19 protein-coding genes, 1 tRNA gene and 1 pseudogene are annotated in these 17,844 nt (G+C 39.4%); 19 read left to right on the top strand and 2 right to left on the bottom strand.

All coding sequences use genetic code 11. The features are described from left to right. Nucleotides 1-136: 136 nt before the first annotated feature. From BMX69_RS23640 to BMX69_RS23655, 4 genes are read left to right on the top strand one after another with little or no spacing between them, the layout of a single operon-like run. Complete coding sequence (locus BMX69_RS23640) at nt 137-370, top strand: FeoA family protein (RefSeq protein WP_025231470.1); 234 nt, start codon at nt 137-139, stop codon at nt 368-370. Then, nucleotides 363-2,360, top strand: a complete 1,998-nt coding sequence (feoB, locus tag BMX69_RS23645) for a ferrous iron transport protein B (RefSeq protein ID WP_100043691.1) — start codon at nt 363-365, stop codon at nt 2,358-2,360. Before BMX69_RS23640 ends, feoB begins: the two co-directional genes overlap by 8 nt. A gap of 20 nt (nt 2,361-2,380) precedes the next feature. Next, entirely contained in the window at nt 2,381-3,157 is a 777-nt protein-coding gene (locus BMX69_RS23650; protein ID WP_100043692.1) for a threonine/serine exporter family protein, read from the top strand. Further along, nucleotides 3,151-3,570 (top strand): threonine/serine exporter family protein, encoded by a 420-nt coding sequence (locus BMX69_RS23655; RefSeq protein ID WP_025231473.1) that lies wholly within the window; start codon nt 3,151-3,153, stop codon nt 3,568-3,570. Before BMX69_RS23650 ends, BMX69_RS23655 begins: the two co-directional genes overlap by 7 nt. On the opposite strand, the gene BMX69_RS23660 is transcribed toward BMX69_RS23655, so the two are convergent. Continuing rightward, nucleotides 3,533-4,498, bottom strand: a complete 966-nt coding sequence (locus BMX69_RS23660; protein ID WP_100043693.1) for a DUF5688 family protein — start codon at nt 4,496-4,498, stop codon at nt 3,533-3,535. The two genes, BMX69_RS23655 and BMX69_RS23660, sit on opposite strands and share 38 nt — an antisense overlap. A 158-nt stretch (nt 4,499-4,656) precedes the next feature. Here BMX69_RS23660 and BMX69_RS23665 point away from each other — a divergent pair, with 158 nt between their 5' ends. The 11 genes and pseudogenes from BMX69_RS23665 (at nt 4,657) to BMX69_RS23715 (ending at nt 13,907) form a co-directional block, all read left to right on the top strand. After that, entirely contained in the window at nt 4,657-4,905 is a 249-nt protein-coding gene (locus BMX69_RS23665; RefSeq protein WP_054791546.1) for a hypothetical protein, read from the top strand. A gap of 350 nt (nt 4,906-5,255) precedes the next feature. Next, nucleotides 5,256-5,600: a hypothetical protein gene (locus tag BMX69_RS23670; RefSeq protein WP_100043694.1), complete on the top strand. Its 345-nt coding sequence runs from the start codon at nt 5,256-5,258 to the stop codon at nt 5,598-5,600. Between the two features lie 272 nt (nt 5,601-5,872). After that, nucleotides 5,873-6,094: a hypothetical protein gene (locus BMX69_RS23675; protein ID WP_054791544.1), complete on the top strand. Its 222-nt coding sequence runs from the start codon at nt 5,873-5,875 to the stop codon at nt 6,092-6,094. Nucleotides 6,095-6,257: 163 nt separating this feature from the next. Next, nucleotides 6,258-6,836, top strand: a complete 579-nt coding sequence (locus BMX69_RS23680) for a type 1 glutamine amidotransferase family protein (protein ID WP_054791543.1) — start codon at nt 6,258-6,260, stop codon at nt 6,834-6,836. A 1,042-nt stretch (nt 6,837-7,878) separates the two neighbouring features. Next, nucleotides 7,879-9,288: an esterase/lipase family protein gene (locus BMX69_RS23685; protein ID WP_100043695.1), complete on the top strand. Its 1,410-nt coding sequence runs from the start codon at nt 7,879-7,881 to the stop codon at nt 9,286-9,288. A 371-nt stretch (nt 9,289-9,659) separates the two neighbouring features. Continuing rightward, nucleotides 9,660-10,033: pseudogene (locus tag BMX69_RS25170) on the top strand (GyrI-like domain-containing protein). Between the two features lie 114 nt (nt 10,034-10,147). Continuing rightward, nucleotides 10,148-10,450, top strand: coding sequence for a hypothetical protein (locus tag BMX69_RS23695; RefSeq protein WP_025231480.1), 303 nt, complete (start codon nt 10,148-10,150; stop codon nt 10,448-10,450). A gap of 583 nt (nt 10,451-11,033) precedes the next feature. After that, nucleotides 11,034-11,678, top strand: a complete 645-nt coding sequence (locus BMX69_RS23700) for a hypothetical protein (protein ID WP_054791542.1) — start codon at nt 11,034-11,036, stop codon at nt 11,676-11,678. Nucleotides 11,679-11,693: 15 nt separating this feature from the next. After that, nucleotides 11,694-12,182 (top strand): hypothetical protein, encoded by a 489-nt coding sequence (locus tag BMX69_RS23705; protein WP_054791541.1) that lies wholly within the window; start codon nt 11,694-11,696, stop codon nt 12,180-12,182. 290 nt (nt 12,183-12,472) lie between these two features. Then, nucleotides 12,473-12,649, top strand: coding sequence for a helix-turn-helix domain-containing protein (locus BMX69_RS23710; RefSeq protein WP_100043696.1), 177 nt, complete (start codon nt 12,473-12,475; stop codon nt 12,647-12,649). A gap of 22 nt (nt 12,650-12,671) precedes the next feature. Further along, nucleotides 12,672-13,907 (top strand): tyrosine-type recombinase/integrase, encoded by a 1,236-nt coding sequence (locus BMX69_RS23715; protein WP_242941327.1) that lies wholly within the window; start codon nt 12,672-12,674, stop codon nt 13,905-13,907. A 195-nt stretch (nt 13,908-14,102) separates the two neighbouring features. Here BMX69_RS23715 and BMX69_RS23720 read toward each other — a convergent pair. Then, nucleotides 14,103-14,174 (bottom strand) — tRNA-Arg (locus BMX69_RS23720). A 112-nt stretch (nt 14,175-14,286) separates the two neighbouring features. Here BMX69_RS23720 and BMX69_RS23725 point away from each other — a divergent pair. From BMX69_RS23725 to BMX69_RS23740, 4 genes are all read left to right on the top strand, one after another. Beyond that, nucleotides 14,287-15,051 (top strand): hypothetical protein, encoded by a 765-nt coding sequence (locus BMX69_RS23725; protein ID WP_100043697.1) that lies wholly within the window; start codon nt 14,287-14,289, stop codon nt 15,049-15,051. A 64-nt stretch (nt 15,052-15,115) separates the two neighbouring features. Further along, on the top strand, nt 15,116-16,165 hold the full coding sequence (queA, locus tag BMX69_RS23730; RefSeq protein ID WP_100043698.1) for a tRNA preQ1(34) S-adenosylmethionine ribosyltransferase-isomerase QueA: 1,050 nt from the start codon (nt 15,116-15,118) through the stop codon (nt 16,163-16,165). Nucleotides 16,166-16,219: 54 nt separating this feature from the next. Then, entirely contained in the window at nt 16,220-16,903 is a 684-nt protein-coding gene (locus tag BMX69_RS23735) for a redox-sensing transcriptional repressor Rex (RefSeq protein ID WP_100043929.1), read from the top strand. Further along, nucleotides 16,900-17,820, top strand: coding sequence for a LysR family transcriptional regulator (locus tag BMX69_RS23740; protein ID WP_100043699.1), 921 nt, complete (start codon nt 16,900-16,902; stop codon nt 17,818-17,820). Before BMX69_RS23735 ends, BMX69_RS23740 begins: the two co-directional genes overlap by 4 nt. The last annotated feature ends 24 nt before the right edge of the window (nt 17,821-17,844 follow it).

A 17,844-nucleotide genomic window follows, 5' to 3' on the forward strand; every position in this document is an offset into this window, starting at 1 on the left:
AAATAAAAATGTTACTGGAACAGCTGAATGGTATTGACAATGATTCTCAATAAGAGTAAAATCTCAATGGATGCATCTAAGGCAGGAGTCTTGGAACGCCATCGGCTTAAGATGGCTGCATTCAGAGGAGATTATTATGAAGCTGCATGAAGGAGAAATCGGAAAAACCTACATCGTCTACAGTGTGATGGTAAAAGATGCCATCACCAGGCGACTGGAGGCTCTGGGAGTTAATGAGCTGACGCCAGTTACCCTGATGAATAAGAAAGGAAGCGGTACTGTGATTATCAAAGTCAGGGGTACCCGCCTTGCTCTTGGAAAAAGGATATCGGAAGGAATTGAAATCAGGGAGGCTGCGAACAATGAATAAGGAAAACAGAACGATTCGAGTCGGGTTTGTGGGAAACCCCAATTGCGGGAAAACAACCTTATTCAATGCATTTACTGGAGCAAAGCTCAAGGTGGCCAACTGGCCGGGTGTCACTGTGGAGAGAGTGGAAGGAGAGACCAGCTACAAGGGACGTCCCATCCGGGTCATAGACACTCCTGGGATCTACAGCCTCACCTGCTATACCCTGGAAGAAATAGTAACAAGGAAATGCCTGGAAAGCGGAGAGGTTGACGTGATCATCAACGTGGTTGACGCCTCATCTCTGGAACGAAATTTGTATTTGACCCTTCAGCTTCTGGAACTTAAAAAGCCGGTTATTTTAGCCCTTAACATGATGGACATCGTTGAGGACAGGGGAATGGAAATTGATTTGCATCGTCTTCCTGAGATGCTGGGATCCATTCCAGTGGTACCGGTATCAGCAAGAAAACGAACCGGGCTTGATGTATTGCTTCATGCGGTGGTTCATCATTATGAAGAAGGCCCTCAAGGCGTGGTCGTAAATTATACGCCTAAAATTGAGAATAAAATTTCCAAGATAGAAACTGTGTTAAAGGCTAATTATGGGAAGATGGATAATCTAAGATGGCATGCTATTAAGTTCCTGGAATATGATGAGGAAGTCTGGAATGATCATCCCCTGGATTTAAGCAATATCATTGACCATAATTATGAGAAGGAAATCATCAACCAGAAATACGATTATATAGAAAGCATCATCCACGAATGCCTGGTGAACAAGGAACAAAAAGCTGCGTTTACAGATAAAATCGACGAATATTTGACCCATCCCTTTTTAGGGCTGCCGATTTTCCTGGGTATTATGGCACTGGTGTTCTTTTTGACTTTTACTGTGGGAGATTTTTTAAAGGGGTATTTTGAAATCGCTTTAGGCTTGCTTTCCACCTATATGCAGCAGTTTATGGAAAGCATTTATGCCTCTGCCTGGATCACTTCTCTGGTAGTAGATGGAATTATTGCCGGAGTAGGAGGAATTCTGACGTTCCTGCCCAATATCTTTATTCTGTTCCTTGCGCTGGCTTTTCTGGAAGACAGCGGATATATGGCCAGGGTTGCCTATGTCATGAATGAGATCATGGGGCGGGTAGGACTTTCCGGAAAGGCCTTCCTTCCCATGCTTCTGGGGTTTGGATGTACCGTTCCGGCAATTATGGCGGCCAGGTCCCTTCCCAGTGAAAAGGACAGGAAAAGAACTATTTTAATTACGCCCTTTATGTCCTGCTCTGCCAGGCTCCCTATTTACGTACTGTTTTCCCAGATGTTTTTCCCGAAACATGCTTTGGTTGTAGCGTATTCCCTGTATCTTATCGGACTCATGGTTGCCATTACGATCGCTTATGTGACTCACCGGATGACGAAGGCTGAGGAAGAGGATACCCTGCTAATTGAGCTTCCCGAGTATAAGACACCAAACGGCAGAACGGTAGCGATTTATGTATGGGACAAAGTTAGGGATTATTTAGGTAAGGCGGGAACTACCATTTTCCTTGCGACCATTGTGCTTTGGTTTGTATTAAACAGCGGTACGACAGGATTTGTGACAGATGTTTCAGAGAGCTTTGCAGCTGCCATCGGACGAGTGTTAGTTCCCGTTCTCCGCCCTGCAGGCCTTGGAGACTGGAGGATAGCAGTAGCCCTTATTTCCGGGCTCTCTGCAAAGGAAGTGGTGGTTTCCAGTTTTTCGGTCCTTTTTGGAATTAACAATATAAATTCCGCTGCAGGAATGGGGGAACTGTCAGGAATTCTTGGGGGTTTTGGTTTTGGCGGTGTGAATGCTTATGCCCTGATGATTTTCTGCCTCCTGTATTCTCCTTGTATTGCAGCTGTGGCAACGATTAAAAAGGAAACGGGTTCTATGAGATGGACCCTTGGCATGGTGTTCTTCCAGTTGGCGGTGGCTTGGGCCGCTTCTGTACTGGTATTTCAGATTGGAAGTCTTATTTTTTAAACTTATAGAGGAATAAGCCTATGAATGATAAGCTGCTTGTGGAAACTGCGGTTCTGGCAGGTGAGATTATGCTGGTAAGCGGTGCGGAAATTTACCGGGTGGAGAATACCATTGACCACATTTTACGAAAGGCAGGCAGGAATACTGCGGAAGCCATCGTTTTTTCTACAGGGATTTTTGCGTCCCTTAATGACCCCGCCATTGAGGCAATAACGGTAGCGAGAAGGGTTACGGTAAGATCCACCAACTTAAACAGAGTTTACCTGGTCAATGATGTTTCCAGAATGTTGTGTGAGGACCGCTTGACGGTGGAGGAAGCCTATGGCAGACTGAAGGAGATACAGGATTCGGTTCAGTACGGCAGGAGGCTAAAGGATATTGGAGTCATGGGCGTGGCAGTATTTTTTACTCTGCTATTAGGCGGAGGGGCAAGAGACTGCCTGGCGGCGGCTGTGACCGGAATATCCTTAGCAGCAGCCATGGAGGTCTCCGCAAGAATCAGGCTCAATGATTTCTGTGCCAACGGGTTTTGCGCATTCTTAATTGCAATTACCACCCTTTTTATGGGACAGTGGCTTATGCCGGGAATCAAAAGTGACATCATCATTATCGGAGCAATCATGCCTCTGGTTCCCGGTGTTATATTTACTACGGCGATCCGGGATACCTTAAATGGTGACTATGCTTCAGGAACGGCAAGGATCATGGAGGCGGTAGTGATTGCACTTGCAGTGGCTGCAGGCGTGGGAGCAGGCATGGGCTTATTTCAGTGGATGACAGGAGGGCTGTCATGGTAGTACAGACGATAGGGGCCTTTCTGGCGGTAATCAGCTTTTCATTAATATTGGAGCTTCCCAAAAAGCATGTGGTTCTGGCAGGAGGAATCGGCGCAGCCAGCTGGCTTGTCTATCTTTTGGTGCAAGCCTCATCCGGTTCTGTTATAGCTGCTGCTTTTTTATCCAGTCTGCTGGTGGCTTTAACCAGCCACATCTTTGCACGGATGTTTAAAGCTCCGGTCACGGTGTTCCTGGTTGCAGGCATCCTGCCGTCGGTTCCGGGAACATCCATTTACCGGAGCGTATCCTATGTGATCGCAAACAACCCGGAGCTTTCCAGTCATTATCTGGTGGAAACACTACAGGTTTCAGGCGCCATAGCAATGGCTATTTTTATTATGGATTCTTTGTTCCGATTGGGGCAGAAGAGGTGAATGCGATAGACAGCTTATCGCTGCTTCCGGAATAGAAATAGATGTGATTGGAAAGACGGTCTTCTTCTGGTACTTCTTCCTGGTTAATGGAGAAAACGGTTTCTGCTAATTCATCAAAAGAAATATCTTTACTATATGGAATAATGAGGACTTCGTGAATGCTTGAAGGCAGTATGATTAAATCGCTGCCGATGCATGATGCGAAGTCTTTTAATATGCCTTCATAAAGCAGACAGCCGGCTCCATTTAATCCGGAGGAATTGGACAGTACGTACATCGGAGGAGACAGTGGCGCGGTATCAAAGAATTCTTCCAGGGATTCTTCGTTCATTCCACGTTCGGACGATTTTTTCACTATGTCCTTAATGGCTTCGGGAAGAGAGCGGATACGGGCTGGAAAAAGGCGGGGCGTATTTGACTTGGCTGCTGAGTACAATTCTTCCGTTGACCGGTTCCAGGCTTTTTGATGGCGGTTGTGGATGAGAGCGGTAAGGTGACTGTCTTCGTCTCTTTGAAGGGAAAGGTAGAATGTAATAGAAAGATCCAGTTCCGGATAGGAAATATGGGGGACTTCTTTTAACAGTTCCCGGTTGGCTGGTTCGTTGATCAGCCGGAAGATGATCTTTTCCATGATCTGTTCCTGCGACAGGAATTCTTCAATGGGAAGTTCACCTGGCAGGGGGCTGTTTTGGTAAAGAGCCATGATGTCATCAAGGATGGCATGAAAAGGCCTGCCCTTTTGGTAGGATTCATAGAAATGGTTTAAATAGATGGTGGGGGCTGCCCGTTCTCCGGCTTTTCCAATGCAAAGCCCATGCAGGATAAGCCCGTTGTTCTTGGTGATGGGCTGGAGCGTCAGGGTAAATTCCGGCCCCAGCCTTTCTTTCAGGGAATGCCTGATCGTTTCCAGAAATGTTTCGTATACCATATGGTTACCTCCTTAGGTTTATTTATGTAAACTGCTTGGCGCAGAGTTACAACAAGAACAGAATTAGAAAAACGTAAGTCATGTGCAACTGCTGGAAATAATTTCCAACAATTTAATGATTGAAAGTATATTATAGTTTAGCACAGGAGGATTGCACTATGACAAAACGTGAAACTTTAAGATGTAAGGATTTGCTATATGAAGCAATCAGGATAGCAGAACAGTCAAGAGAAGAGTTTGAAATTGTAAAGCAGTGTTTTAAAAATGATGATATGTATGGCTGTGAAAGGAATCAGCGAAAATCAGACAGGCATTGGGGATATGCAGAAGGTATTTTTAAAGCGCTAAATGAACTGGGATTTGAACACAGAGAAATGAAGAGACTTCAGGATTTAATCAAGTGGTGAATGTTAGACTCACCGGCAATCATAAGAAGGGTTTATCAGACAATGGGAACAGATTCGATAAATGATTCTCTGTTAAGGGTGAAAAGAAAGTAAAATGTAAAATTGAGGAATATAATGATATTGCTCCATTAACATAGTTTGACATCTAAGTAAGTCCATATGCTTGTATAAATATAAGTATATGGGCTTATTTTAGTGCCTGAAACTGAAAATGGGAACACATAGCCCCCTCCTATAGCTCCAGATGGCTATACGGCTATTCTGATGCGTCACAGAGGCAATGTAAAGGTGTATCTTGGAATATAAGTTTCATTTGATGTGAAAAACAGAAAAGGAAGGAATAAAGAATTATGGCAAAGAGAGTAAGTAATATGAATGAATTGGCTGCAGCTCTAAAACCTACTATGTTAGGTATGGTTGATGAGATGACAGAAAGAGTCTATCAGACATTGAATTATTTTCTAAAAGAGTATTACAATGATTATAATCCAAAATACTACCGAAGGCAATATGATTTTTTGCGTTCAGCAGTAAAGGTTGAGTCAAAAGTAAAAGGTAATAAAGTAATAGCTTCTGTGTACATTGATACAGATTCTATGGATAAAAGAAAACATATGACCGTTGCTTTACTATTAAGAGAGCTACAGAACAAATCTAAAAAAGAGAGGACAATACATATAACAAGAAGACAATAGAAAAGTCTTGAAGATGTATGCGGTAGAATGCATGGAAACATTATAGAATTGGAAAGGTTAATGTTAGAGGTGTAGGCGCGATCCGTCCTAGTATATAATTAAGGGTACTTTTTGTATGAAAGAGATATTATAGAGGTGTTGAAAGTTCATGGTAAATATTGGTAAATAATATTTACATATAAAATTGTATAATAATATGAATAGGCCGGTAGCTGTCAAATGCTACCGGCTGATTTGTTGCATAAAACCAGTTATAAAAATGGAGGATATGAATGACAGTATTTATAGAAGAGGATTTACTTACGAATTTTCCTGCTCGGCAGCTTGGGTTATATCGAAAGGTGATAAAAGAATATGGTGATGCAACTATCTATATATCTGATATGGCATATGACATTAAGGGGAATAGTTTACTTGGATATTATTCACTAAAAACCAAAGTAAACTGCAATAGATCAGACTTTTGGGAACTATTTAACAAGCTAAAGAAGTAATAGATTACAATTTACGGTAGCATTTTATTACCATAAAAACAAAATTTTGTGAGCAATTTGGTTGCCCAGGTTGTCGACATTAAGTAGTTTATAAGATAAAATAGTACTGAAGCAAGTAATTAGATTAGATTTTGTTTTAATTTAAAGGGGGTAAAATATAAGCATGATCAAAAATGAAATTCTTGTCTTATTAACTCATCAATGGTGCGATTGGGAAGCAAGTTATGTTATTGCCGTAGTGAATTCTTTTTCTGATTATGTGGTAAAAACTATTGCCATTGATGTCTTACCCAAAATATCAATGGGAGGTATCAGGGCCTGTATTGATTATAGTTTAGAAAATTATCATACATATGAAAAGCTTGCTATGGTAATTTTACCAGGAGGTCTTTCTTGGGAAGAAAACGATTATGATGAAATAAAAGGATTCGTGAAAGTACTCAAAGAAAAGAATATTTCTATTGCAGCAATATGTGGCGCGACCTATTTCTTGTGTAAACACGGCTTTCTAGATTGTGTTAAGCATACAGGAGATTCCTTAGATCTCTTTAAGAGTGCTAAGGGATACAAAGGAGAAGACTTATATGTTTCTGCTCAAGTGGTGGTGGATTGCGGTTTTATTACTGCAAATGAAACTGCAGCTGTGGAATTTGCTTATGAAATCTTCAAAATTCTTAAAGTTGATAGTAACGAGGAAATGAGTCAATGGTTTGACAATTTTAAAAATGGGGCTATTCGGTAGGATATGAGCATTATGCGAAGCCGATAAAACTAAATATGTTAGGAAACCTACTAGCTATTAATAACTAAGCTAGTAGGTTTTTTCGTTAATTTAATCAATAAAACTAAGATTATCCGGAACAGGCTCTAGATAGAGCGTAACCGACAAAACCTGGGGAAGATTTCATCGGCCGAAGTACGAACATGAGATGTTTATTGAAATTAAGTTAAAAAAAGTTAAGAGGCCGACAAGAGTGAGAGGTCTTGCCGGCTTAATGAAGTAGATTTATGTAAAAGGCTACCAGCCTATATACGTTTTTAATTTAACTGAAAATTATGATAAAAGTTTGATAAAACTGTGAAAAATTTGTGAAAAGAGGATATATATCGAATCGTATATTTTACAGATGAAAGAACTATTTCGATGGTGTGAAATGGCAACTGTAGATAACCCGGTGTCTATTGTAATTAATATGGAGGTAGCATAATGGTAATTTTTGATTTTTTATTGTATTGGCACGTATCTTCGCTGTTTGATATAAAGAGAACAAGCCTAAATGGACACCTCGTTATAGAACACAAGAGTTTCTAGATTGGAAATACCCGAACAATCCAAATATGAGAGCTTTGGAAAAGAAGAATAGGACCTGTTTAATTGGTCACTTACCTCTGACACCAGCAGAAAAGGTAGCGTATAAATAGCATATTTTTTTATATAGCAGAGAGATATACAATTCGCCTAAATTCAATTTCTTTAATACACTTTTATAGATTACTTATTTGCTTATGCAGTGGTTTTACAGCTTTTACATCTTCGTATAATATATACATTACGAATACATTACAGATTATTGATTAATTCTTAATTTTTTATTGCTCTTTTAGTAAAATCCAGATTCTATATTGATTTGATTAAAAAAGTCTGATATATTAAGCGCGAAACTATAAAATTCAGTTTTATATGGAGGGGATTTATATGAAAAAACCACATTATTAGTATCTAGTTTTACAATGGTTTTAATGTTTTTAATTACCTAAAAATTGAATCAGGGGGGACTTGTGAAATGAAAAAGAATTTAAAAAAAGCAACTATTATGTTATTAGTATTTTCTATGACACTAACAAATTTTTCAATGATTGTAAGAGCAGATGAACCAATGGCACATGAAACAGAAGGAAATGATGCAGAGGAGACAATAAGAATACCTACATTAGAAGATATAGACTATTTAATAGAATCGGCAGAAGAAGTTAAAAGTGAAGAAGATATAAATAAAATGCCTCCATTAAAGTTTCCGGTAGAATTTCCAGAAGTTAGCACCAGGAGTTTTATAGGGGGAAATAGTTATCCAATTGTATTGGTTCATGGCTTTATGGGCTTTGGAAGGGAAGAATTATTAGGATATAAATATTGGGGTGGAGTAGTTGATCTCCAAGAAAAGTTAAATGCCTCAGGGCACGAGACCTATACCGCAACAGTAGGTCCGGTATCCAGTAACTGGGATAGAGCTTGTGAACTTTACGCTTATATAGTAGGTGGAACAGTAGATTATGGAGAAGCTCATGCAAAAGAATTTAAACATAATAGATATGGAAGGACATTTCCAGGCTTATATAAAAATATAAGCAATGAAAATAAAATACATTTAATAGGTCATAGTATGGGCGGACAAACCATACGTACACTTACACAGTTGTTAAGTGAAGGAAGCGAAGGGGAGATAAATTGCGGACAAGAAAATGTTTCACCATTGTTTGAAGGTGGAAAGCATTGGATCCATAGTGTTAGTACCATATCGACACCGAATGATGGTACAACTTTATCAGATCTAATGCCATCAAAAGATTTAATAAGTTATACATTTGGTGTATTAGGAACAATAACCGGTAAAAACAACTTATTTAGCTCAACATATGATTTAAAATTAGATCAATGGGGATTAAAAAAGCAGGCTGGAGAATCTCAACGTGATTATATAAAAAAGGTTTTAGAAAGCAATATCTGGAATAGTACAAAGGATATAGCAACTTATGATTTATCCACAGAAGGTGCACAAGAGCTTAATGCATGGGTAAAAGCTCAGTCAGATGTATATTATTTTTCCTGGACAACGCAGGCAACTACAGAATCGATACTTACAGGTCATTCTATAGCACAAATTGGCCCAATGAATCCTGTATTTTATCCAACAGCAAACTTAATGGGAAAATATACACGTAAACAAAAAGATCTTCCTATCATTGATAAAAAATGGTTCCCAAATGATGGGGTTGTAAATTGTATTAGCCAAGATGGACCTAAGTTAGGGTCTAATGATGTTATTGAACAATACAATGGTGGTATAAAAATAGGACAATGGAATGCAATGCCAAGAATCATAAATACAGATCATATGGACATAGTAGGTACATTTGGCAACGTTAAAGACTGGTATATGGATTATGCAAGATTTTTAAGTAATTTGTCAAGATAAATAGATGAAATAATAAGGTAAAACTAGCTTATCAAATTTATGATGAGCTAGTTTTTTATACTAAAAGAAACGGAGTTTTTTCTTTCCGGCAATCCCTGGCTTCTGTTATCAGTTGAATAGCTAGGAAGTATCAAGTCAGCTAGTCATAGTACTAGGAATCACAGGAAGATTTGCCTGTTTGAAAATAAAATATTGAGGCTGGAAAACCGAGAATGTGGTTTATATACGATAAGTAATATGATAGAATGGTGGTATGTTATGGCGTATTTTGAGTTAGATAGAGGAGGGGATGGATGAAGATTGAAAAGTGCACAAAAGAATCGTTCGTTGTAATTTGAAAAGAAGGTACTACAAATGACGGAAACGGATTTATCCAAAAGCTTTGGGCTGATGCAAATTCTCATTTTAATGAAATAGCTCATTTAGCGAAAAAGGATGACAAAGGGAATCTTTTGGGAAATTGAGGTGTAATGTCTGATTTTTCTCGCTCATATAATCCTTGGGATAACTTTTCACAAGGATTATATCTTGCTGGTGTTGAGTGCTTGGATGATGCTGAAGCGCACACAGCTGGACTAAATGGGTGGTTCCCGGATACGAATATATTTATGTTGAAAATAAAAGTATCAATACTTTTCATGGCGTTATTAAATATTTAGAAGAAAACAATATTTCTCTTGCAGGTGCTGTGAATGATTTTAATTGTCCTGAAACAGGTAAAAATTATATGTTTTTTACTGTTTGAAGATTGTATGCAGATAAGTAACCTTAATAAAAGATTGATTTCATGTAATAAACAAAAAAATATAAAGTGACTTTATTATTCAGCTAATTATAAAAAATTTCAGGAGGTATTGAAATGGAGATTCGTCCTCAGACGGTCATTAAAATGACAGTAGTAAAAAAGAATAATTATTGCCCTATCTTTGAAGAAGGTGATGAAATAGTAATAAAGAAGCACTGCTTTGACGTAAGTTTCAACAAATTGGAAAAGTACTGCTATGCTACTTTGGCTGATATTTTTCCTAAATGTAACAATTTGAGAAAGCAACCGGTAGGATCAAAGGATACCTTTACCTGTCGTGACAATGGAATTATAGAGATTGAATTAGAAAAACTTGATGATGAGCCTTACGACTACGAAAGAAATGATTCAGAGTGAGATTACGGTAAAATAGAAAGTTGTTAATTTGTCGTTTTAAAGGGTTTTCTGGGGTAGTCGAATGGCAAAAGACACAAGGGCAGCAGCGGGGGAATTTATGCTACTACCCTTTTTGTCTTCTATTATTCGATACAGTTAAACCAGAAAATACATATAAACAGTTAGTGATTACATGGAAAAGAAAAAACGCGAATAATGTGGTATATTGCTAACAATGGAAGAAGTTAGTTGAGATATAAAATAGGGAAGTTAATTGTGACTATGTGTTAGACGACACTAACTTTCCGATATTAGCAGCGTTTTGCTTGCAATTAAATGCTGGTTTTATAGGTGAGTATAATTGTCTTTTTGAATACAAATCTGTTCAAGGAGAAGAGGCAATTATATATAATTTTTTTGTAGAAAGAGGTGATTCCAATGAATTAAATTAAGTATGATTTATTTGAAAGTAAAAAAAAGTCTTTCAAAAAGGAGGGAACTTAAGGCAAATTAAATAAATTAGAAAAAATTTTTACTTATGAAGCTAAAATTAAAATAATATTGCAATTTCATCTAAAAAGAACTATAATTTGGAGGTAATAATATGAAAAAAAGAAACTACAAAAAATACATAGCCCTTTTACTTGCTAGCTTAATGACTATAAATTCAGGCATTACAGCTTTTGCCCAAAATTATACTGCAAGTTCTGGTTTTCAGAGTGAATCTAAAACCTCTGGAAGCGTTATTATAATAAAAGATGGAGTTATAATTAATGGTGTGTATTATACAAAAGGCGAATTTACAAATTTACTTAATCAGGCCATTGAAATAAGCGGTTCGAATAATGATATACAACCACGAATGGCGATTGCGGCAGGAGTATATTTTATTCCTGGAATTGGAGAGATTGCAATCGCTGCTACAGGGGCTATAGTCGTAGCTGGCGTAACGATAGCAGTAGGCTCATGGTTATATAACACTATTACTGATTGGCTTAATGATTCTGAAGCTCGCACAATCGCCAAAATAAAAGGTAAAATTCCTGCAAGATTAAGAGATGATAATGGAGATGTAGACTTAGGAAAGTTTGATCAAAAGGTCAAAGGTACTGATAAATATAAGGAAAAAGGTGGCTGGACGATTGATAAAGATAATGCAGGACACGGGGGTAGGAAGTGGAAGCTAAACGATAAAAAGGGAAAGAGAGTTGCCTCATTAGGAGAAAATGGGGAGGTACTCGCGAATTGATGAGGTTTAAATTTTATGTATGAAACAATAGAACAATTTCAAAAATCAGATGATTATTACTATGTAGATTTCATCCCATATGAAACATCTGACGTGCGTTTTCTCGAATTGGAGGAATATTTTGAGAGCACTTATCTTCCTTCATTTGCAGAAAAGATATCACGTATTGCTTTGAAGATGATTTATTTCTATCCTAGCGAGATTTATTTAACTGAATCCCCAATACCTGTTAAGATGGAGCATGAGATTTCATTTGATGTGAATATCCGAAACAGTTCTCCAGATAAATTAGCATATATTATAAAGAGGATTGTATCAAACGACTTTTCTTCGGTACAGATACTCTTTTCAGAACCTCAATTTCTTATGAGTATTAATGGTGGATTTTCGGTTACTATTTATAAACCAACTGATGAAGTGATTCAAATATTACAGCAATTGATTGCACAAGAGGGACTATTTTTGAAATATAAGAAGCCTCCCGACGTAAAATTGCTAACGTAATATAATATTTAGCGAGGATTATAGATCGACCCATAGGGCTTATGCCTTTTTGTCAAAGATGAAAAGCTACTTATAGGCAATCTTTTCAGACAGAATCGGTGTAAAGATAGGGCATGTATGTACTTTATCGCCGATTGGATAAGAGCGGGCGGTGTTTCGGGCAGATGGAATATATTTGAATGGAAAGAAAATTACAAATTAGTGAGTGATTAAGGGGGCGAGGGTGATACTTCGCTCTTTTTGTATGTTGAAATATGAAAATGAAAGGTAGGAGATAGGTTATAGAAAAAATGTATTACAACAAAGCTGATCTACAGGAAATTTTTGGCTTTGGAAGGGATAAGATGAAAAAGTTTTTAGACAAAGGAATTCTGCCAACGGTACAAGTAAACAAGGATTACATGATTACAAAAGAAGCTCTTGATGATTGGTTCAAGAAAAATTCTGGAAAAGCTATTAAAATCTGACTTATTTTGATAATATATGAGCATGGTCAAATTAATTGCCTATGCTCTATTATTTTGGAAAGGATTCGACATAATGAGCGATATGCAAACAAATAGAAGAGATAAAGGTGAAGGTTCAACAAGATTAAGAAAGGATGGACGATATGAATACCGCTATGTAGCAGGAAAAAAATCAGAAGGAAAGGCACTATACAAGTCTTTTACTGCTAAAACGGAAAGAGAACTTAAACGAAAAATTAAGGAATATAATGAGGACAGGACTAAATATACTGTAAAAGCAGAATCCACAAGTTTTCGTGACTATGCTGAATTTTGGATGAGAACAGTAAAATACCCTATATTAAAGCCAGTATCATATGACCGTCTTGAGCAGACAAACAATACAGTTTGTAATTACATAGGTTGTATTCAACTTGGAAGTGTGTCCACAGAGGATATTCAGGCCATGATAAATGATTTATCATCTAAAAAGGCGTATTCTACTGTTAAGAAGCATTATGAATTTTTAAAAGGGATATTCCAGTATGCTTATAGCTCTCAGAAGATAACGTTTAATCCCTGTCCTGCTGTGCAATTACCGATTGAGCGTAACATGAAAATAAAAACTAAAAAGACTGAAATTCTTCCAGAAAACATAACTGACAAAATGTATGAGTTTAATAATACATTACGGGAAAGTAATAATCAATTCTTTAAGCATATGCCTGTCCTGCTGTTGATTTTAAACACTGGAATGAGAATTGTTGAAACTTTAGCTTTGGAGTGGAAGGATATTGATTTTACAAGGAGGACTTTAAGGGTAAATAAAACTTTGACCAAAGCGAAAGAACGGGACAAAAGTGGTTCTGTTGTGGGAAAGCAGAAAAAGACCTTTAGTGATATTACGAAAACGGAATCTGGAAATCGGTTAATACCTTTGAATGATATGGCGGTTTCTCTACTGATGCAGATACAGGATTATAATAGAAGAAAGAAGATTAAAACGGATTATGTTGCAAGTACTGCTGATGGAGGCTATGTTTCTGAACGGAAAATATTGAGGACGTTTAAAAGTGTTCTTGGGGTAGTAGGGGCGGAGGATTACACAATCCATGCACTTAGACATACATTTGCTTCCAGACTGTTAAAAGCAGGAACTGAGATAAGTGTTGTAAGCAAACTCTTAGGACACGCTGATATTAATACTACATACAGTACATATATCCACGTTTTGAATGATCAGATGACAGATGTAATGTCCAGTATCTCCAAGGTTTAGCGATGGAATTTTGCCCCATTATCTGACCCATTATGCGACCCATTATTGACCCATTATCTTTCAGTAAAAACCAGTAGAAAACAGTAAAAACAAGTAAAAGTCAGGAATTTGGGTAATTGGAGAAAAACTGATAAATACGAGAAAATCCTTATAAAATAAGGCTTATGAGAGGGTTAAAAATAAGTAAAAAAAGAATGCATCTGATAGGAATCGAACCTACGCACGCGGCTCCGGAGGCCACTGCTCTATCCACTGAGCTACAGATGCATCTTTTATATTCTACTATAGATTCTTTTAAAGCGCAATAGTATTTGTTGATTTTTGTCTATTTTTTTGTTAGAATAAAAAGGAGATTGATTCTCCAGGAGGTCAAGCCCATATGAAGGACTTAATTGAAAAATGGAAGAAGGTTTCCAAGGAAGAAATCAGACGGCTGCTGAAATTTTTGTTTTTTCCCTTGGCAGCGGTTATACTGATTTTTGCCGTTATTGTTTTGGATAAGCCCGAACAGTCAGGAAATGATTCGGCTAATGAATCCACAGAAGCAGTGGATCCATCGGCAGGAGAGGCTGAGGGTACGCCATCAGAGTCAGCAAAGGAAATCACGCTGCAGGAAGAGGCCATACCGGCGATTCATGATTTGATGGAAGCTTACTTTAAAGCCAGGAAGACCTGTGATATAGAGGCTCTTTCAAAGGTATTTGGCAACACCTATTCTGAAGAGGCGATGAGAGAACAGGGAGCCAGAATGGAAGAGGAAGTGAAATTCTACCAGAGTTTTGAAAACCTGGTATGCTATACGGCGACCGGATTGGACGAGGGCGATTACGTGGTATATGCCAGATTTGATATCAAATTCCGTCAGGCGGAAACTTTAGCGCCCAGCATGGTTGTATGTTACGTTAAAACAGCAGCAGATGGAAGCTATTATCTGGTTGCAGATACCAGCACAGAACAATCTGAATTTATGGAGAGAGCAAACCAGTCTGAGGCAGTGCAAAAGCAGGCAAAAGAGGTAAACGGCGGTCTTGAGAATGCTTTGAAGTCTGACGAAAATCTTCTGGCTGTCTATCACATTCTGATGGATGAGAAGGAAGAGCCGGAGGATACAACTGATTCGGGCAGCCAACCAAACAATACGTAAAACAGATGCTTCTCTGCGTGGCACCCTGCAGAGGAGCATTTTTGGTAAAGGAGAAAGCAAGTTTATGAACGTTAGGGACTTTTATTTTGATCTGCCGCAGGAGTTGATTGCCCAGGACCCTCTTGAGGACCGTTCTGCATCCAGGCTTCTGGTCTTAGATAAACACACGGGAGAGATTCAGCACAGGCACTTTAGGGATATCCTTTCCTTCTTGCGGAAAGGGGATTGTCTAGTCATTAATGATACCAAGGTCATTCCGGCCAGATTGTTTGGAGTGAAAGAGGGAACAGAAGCTAAGATCGAAATCCTCTTATTAAAGAGAAGAGAGAATGACATTTGGGAAACCCTAGTAAAGCCGGGAAAAAAGGCAAAGGTTGGAACCGTGATCACCTTTGGAGAGGGCCTGTTAAAGGGAACTGTGATCGATGTGGTAGAAGAAGGAAACCGGTTGATCCAGTTCTCCTATGAGGGGATTTTTGAAGAGATACTGGACCGTTTGGGACAGATGCCTCTGCCTCCTTATATTACTCACCAGTTAAAGGATAAAAACCGTTATCAGACGGTTTATGCAAAGCATGAGGGTTCAGCGGCGGCACCTACCGCAGGGCTGCACTTTACAAAAGAGCTGTTAGAGGAAATTGAGGATATGGGGGTGTCCATCGCCCATGTAACTCTTCACGTTGGGCTAGGAACCTTTCGTCCGGTGAAGGTAGATGAGATTGAAGCGCATCATATGCATTCTGAATTCTATATTATAGAAGAAGAAGAGGCAAAGAAGGTCAATGAGGCAAAGCAAAATGGGGGCCGCATTGTCTGTGTGGGAACGACCAGCTGCCGTACGGTGGAGTCTGCTTCCACGGACGAGGGGATTTTAAAGGCAGGAAGCGGATGGACGGAAATCTTCATTTATCCCGGATACCGCTTTAAGATTCTGGATTGCCTGATTACGAATTTTCACTTGCCAGAATCTACGCTGGTAATGTTGGTATCCGCTCTTGCAGGGAGGGATCATGTGCTTCATGCCTATGAGGAAGCCATTAAAGAGCGTTACCGTTTCTTTAGTTTCGGGGACGCCATGCTTCTTACGGACCTTCTTTATGAAGGGGAGTCTTAAGGACTGGGATGCAAGAGTACTGATGTTAAGGGAGAATGGAGAAGGTGTATGCTTATGGAAGAGAAAAAAAACTTGGTAGGAGGCATATCCAGGAAAACACTGGAGCGTCTTCCAATGTATCATCATTATCTGGAACGGAAATACAGGGAAGGGACAGAGACTATATCAGCGCCTGCCATTGCCCTGGATCTTCAGCTTAATGAAGTCCAGGTGCGCAAGGATCTGGCAATGGTAGCAAAAACAGCTGGAAAGCCCAAATTGGGATATGTGGTGAAGGACTTAATCAGAGACATGGAAGAGTTTTTAGGGTTCCATAATACGAACCAGGCGGCTCTGGTGGGAGTGGGATCCCTGGGAAAAGCCTTGCTGTCTTATAAGGGGTTTGAGCAGTACGGAGTGGAGATTGTCCTGGCCTTTGATTCCGATGGAAGAAGGGTGAATACAAAAACTGGAGGCAAACCGGTTTTTCCCATGGACAAGCTGGAAAATCTCTGCAGGAGAATGAACATTCACATCGGCATCATCACGGTCCCGGCGGAATATGCCCAGGAGGTATGTGACCGTCTGGTAGGCGGTGGTGTAAGGGCCATATGGAACTTTGCTCCCACTCACTTAACTGTGCCTGACCATGTTCTGGTGCAGAATGAGAACATGGCTGTGTCGCTGGCGGCTCTGTCCAAATATCTATATGAGGTGGACAAGGAAGGCGGGCAGTGGACGGAGGAGGAAGATCATTGAATACTGTATTGTTACAATATGCCGTGGAGGTGGAAAAAACAGGTTCCATAACCAAGGCGGCTGCCAACCTCTACATGGACCAGCCTAATTTAAGCAAGGCGATCAAAACCTTGGAAGAGAGCCTTGGCGCTCCGATTTTCAGACGGACGTCCAAGGGCGTGGTTCCTACGGCAAAGGGAAGGATTTTTCTGGAGCATGCCAGAAATGTCCTGGACCAGATCGAAAAGATGGAACATTTATATAAACCAGATCAGGTGGGAGGGGTGGAATTTTCCCTTTCTATGCCAAGGGCAAGTTATTTAAGCCTTACATTTTCCCGGTTTATCCGAAGCCTGGATAAGGAAGAGGGAATGAATGTATGGCTGCGGGAGACAAATTCTGCAGATACCTTAAAGGATGTGGAAACCGGAGAATATAATCTGGGTATTATTCGGTATCAGTCCTCTTCAGAAGGATACTATGCCCAGGCAGCAGCGGCAAAGGGCCTTTTACTTGAGCCGGTTTTGGAATACTCCCTAAGGCTTCTCATGTCCGAACATCATCCCCTTGCGGAGAAAAAGGAAATCATAGGAGAAGACTTGCTGCCTTATATTGAGATTGCCCATGGCGACGGATCATCCGGCCGCCGGGAGAATTTTGAAAAGAAAGGAAAGGTTCCGGAATCTACAAAACATGTTTACGTATTTGAACGGGGAAGCCAGTTCGACCTTTTGGATGAAGATCCTCACACGTATATGTGGGTCTCTCCCATGCCGGAAGAGCTCCTTACAAGGTATGGCCTGGTGGAGCGGCAGTGCAAAAAAAAGACCGGGACATACCAGGATGCGCTGATCTACAGGAAGGGGTATTCGTTTACGGACTGGGATAAAGGGTTTCTAAACCAGCTGGAAACAGTGAAGAGTATTTTTTTAGAATAAGAATGTTAAATATATATCAGTATT

Origin of the sequence: Lacrimispora sphenoides JCM 1415 (assembly GCF_900105615.1) — a bacterium.
GTDB classification, from domain to species: domain Bacteria; phylum Bacillota; class Clostridia; order Lachnospirales; family Lachnospiraceae; genus Lacrimispora; species Lacrimispora sphenoides.